This window comes from Brooklawnia sp., assembly GCF_049651565.1.
Taxonomy (GTDB): domain Bacteria; phylum Actinomycetota; class Actinomycetes; order Propionibacteriales; family Propionibacteriaceae; genus Brooklawnia.
Genome location: NZ_JBASCI010000140.1, coordinates 1 through 2916, shown reverse-complemented (window position 1 = coordinate 2916; position 2916 = coordinate 1). Strand labels below are relative to the sequence as shown.

The 2916-nt window shown below is 71.9% G+C and carries 3 protein-coding genes; 2 read left to right on the top strand and 1 reads right to left on the bottom strand.

The window, feature by feature from the left end; genetic code table 11:
* On the bottom strand, positions 1-773 hold a 773-nt coding region (locus WBL05_RS06710), incomplete at its 3' end, for a uroporphyrinogen decarboxylase family protein (protein ID WP_424224645.1).
* A gap of 47 nt (positions 774-820) precedes the next feature.
* Here WBL05_RS06710 and WBL05_RS06705 point away from each other — a divergent pair.
* Together WBL05_RS06705 and WBL05_RS06700 are read left to right on the top strand one after the other, a co-directional pair.
* Positions 821-2047 (top strand): glutamyl-tRNA reductase, encoded by a 1227-nt coding sequence (locus tag WBL05_RS06705; protein ID WP_424224643.1) that lies wholly within the window; start codon positions 821-823, stop codon positions 2045-2047.
* A partial coding sequence (locus tag WBL05_RS06700; protein WP_424224641.1) for a ferrochelatase occupies positions 2047-2916 on the top strand: 870 nt, incomplete at its 3' end. The genes WBL05_RS06705 and WBL05_RS06700, both read left to right, overlap by 1 nt.

The following is a 2916-nucleotide window of genomic DNA, read 5'->3' as shown; positions in this document are numbered from 1 at the left end:
GCCTCGCGCAGCGCGTTCAGGAACTCGCCGGTGCCGGTGCCGAAGTGCACCACCGGCACCTGGCCGCGCACCCACGACAGCGCCCGGGCGGAGTAGGGCAGGACGAATCGCCGGTAGTCGGCGGCCGACAATGAGCCCGCCCAGGAGTCGAAGAGCTGCACCGCCTGCGCACCGCCGGCCACCTGGGCGGCCAGGAACGCCCCCGACTGGTCGGCCATCCAGTTCATCAGCCGGTCCCAACTGGCGGGCTGGGCATGCATCAGGGTGCGGGCCGCCAGGTGGTCGCGGGACGACCGGCCCTCGACCGCGTAGGCGGCCAGCGTGAACGGCGCCCCGGCGAACCCGATCAGTGGCACCGGGATGGCCGCCGTGGCCAGCCGGGTGGCCTCGGTGATCACCGTCAGGTCGGCCGGGTCGTGCGCCAGCAGCCGGTCGAGGGCCGCGTCGTCGCCAACCGGGTCGCCGAAGACCGGGCCGACGCCGGGCTGGATCGTGACGTCCACACCGGCCAGGTACAGCGGGACGACGATGTCGGAGTAGAAGATGCCGGCATCGACGCCGTGCCGGCGAACTGGTTGGGCAGTGATCTCGGCGACCAACTCGGGTGTGGTGCAGGCCGTCAGCATCTCGATCCCGGCCCGGGCCGCCCGGTACTCCGGCAGCGAGCGGCCGGCCTGCCGCATGAACCAGATCGGCAGGCGGGCGGGGCGGCGTCCCCGGTATGCCTCGACAAGGGTTGACGGGGCCCCTGCGGTGGGGCGGGAATGAGTCACTGTACGATTATGGCGCCCTCACATACCGGACAGGGAACTGGTCTACCGTGCCCCTTCAGCTGCTACGCGCCACTCACCACGAGCTGGACCTCAGCGAGGTCGGTGTCTTCAAGTGCGTGGACGAGCTGGGACCGCAGATCGCGGGCTGCCCGGGCGTGCGCGGTGTCATGGTCCTGGCCACCTGCAACCGGTTCGAGGTCTACCTCGACGCCACCGCCGCCGATGTCGCGGAGAGCGTGCTGGACGTGGTGGCTGCCGCGGCCGGGCGGTGCGTGCACCAGGTTTCCGAGCTGCTGCAGGTGACCGGTGAGGACGAGGCGGTTCCGCACCTGATGCGGGTGGCGTCCGGGTTGTCGTCGGCCGTTGTCGGTGAGCAGGAGATCCGCGGCCAGGTGCGCCGCGCGGTGGAGCTGGCGCGCGGCCAGGCGACGCTGTCGCCGGCTCTGGAGCAGTTGACCACTGCGGCCCTGACGACCGCCCGCGATGTCGGCCGCCGCACCGGTCTGGGCCGGGCCGGCCGGTCGTCGGTGGCGGTGGCCCTCGACCTGGCCGAGGAACTCGGCATGACCTGGGACGATGCCTACGCGGTCATCGCGGGAACCGGCTCGTACGCCGGGGTTTCGCTGGCCCAGTTGCGGTCGCGGGGCTGTCGTTCGATCGCGGTGCACTCGGCGTCCGGACGGGCCGACGGCTTCGCCGAACGGCACGGCGTCCGGGCGATACCCACCGGCGGGATGGGTCAGGCGCTGCTGAGCGCCGACCTGGTGGTGGCCTGCCGGGGCGCCGGCATCCACGCCATCACCGTCGAAACCCTGGCGCCCATCGCCGCCATGCGGAACGGCCGCCAGTTGGTGATCATCGACCTGGCGCTGCAGCGCGACGTTGAGGACGGTGTCGCCGAACTGCCCGGGGTGGAACTGGTCACGCTTGCCGACGTCGGCCGGGTGGTGCCGGCCGCCGCCGCCGACGACATCGAGCTGGGTGAACAGATCGTCCAGGAGCACCTCGCGCAGTATCGGGCCAGGCAGGGCGCACGCGTCCTGTCCGCCGAGGTGGTCGCTGTCCGCAGGCTGGCCGAAGAGGTGCTGCAGCGGGAGATCTCGCAGCTGCCCGCCGACGGCATGGTGCCGGTCGAACAGGCCACCCGGGCGCTGCACCGGCTGGTCGGCGCGCTGATCCACGTCCCCACCGAACGTGCCCACGCCGCCGGACGCGCGGGCCGCGCCGACGAGTACCGGGCAGCCCTGCGCGAAGTACTCGGGGTCGAGGCGTAGTGCGCTACGACGCCATCCTGCTGGCCGGCTTCGGCGGTCCCCGGCAGCCCTCCGATGTGATGCCGTTCCTGCGCAACGTGACTGCCGGCAAGGGCATCCCCGACGCCCGGCTCGCCGAGGTCGGTGCGCACTACGAACTGTTCGGCGGGCGATCGCCGATCAACGAGCAGACCGAGGCGCTACGGGACGCCCTGGCCGCCGCTCTGGCTGTGGAAGGGATCGGGCTGCCGGTGGTGATCGGCAACCGCAACTGGGACCCGTTCACCCTGGACGCGCTTCGCGAGGTCGCCGGGGCGGGCGGGCGCCGGGTGCTGACCGTGATCACTGCGGCCTACTCGTCCTACTCGGGGTGCCGACAGTACCGGGACGACATCGACGCCCAGGTGCAGTGCCTGGGCGGGCCCCTCCAGGTCGACTTCGTGCGCCCCTACTTCAACACCGCCGGATTCATCCAGGCGAACGTGGACGCGTTGGTGGCTGCGTGGCGGGAAGTCGGACGCGCCGGCCACTTCGAGCCGGAGTTGTTGTTCGTCACCCACTCCATCCCCGATTCGATGGACGCTGGATCGGCGATCGCCCGCCCGGCGGGCTACTCGGCCCAGCACCTGGAGGTGGCGCGCCTGGTGGTCGAGCTCGCCGGCGCCGAACTGGGGCGCGAACTGGGCTGGCAGCTGGTGTACTGCTCCCGGTCGGGCTCGCCGCAGGTGCCGTGGCTGGAACCGGACGTCAACGACGCCATCAGGGAGCTGGCCCGGGCCGGCAGCACCGCAGTGGTGCTCGCCCCGATCGGGTTCATCTGTGACCACATGGAGGTCGTCTACGACCTCGACACCGAGGCCGCCGCCACTGCCCGCGGGTTGGGGCTGGGC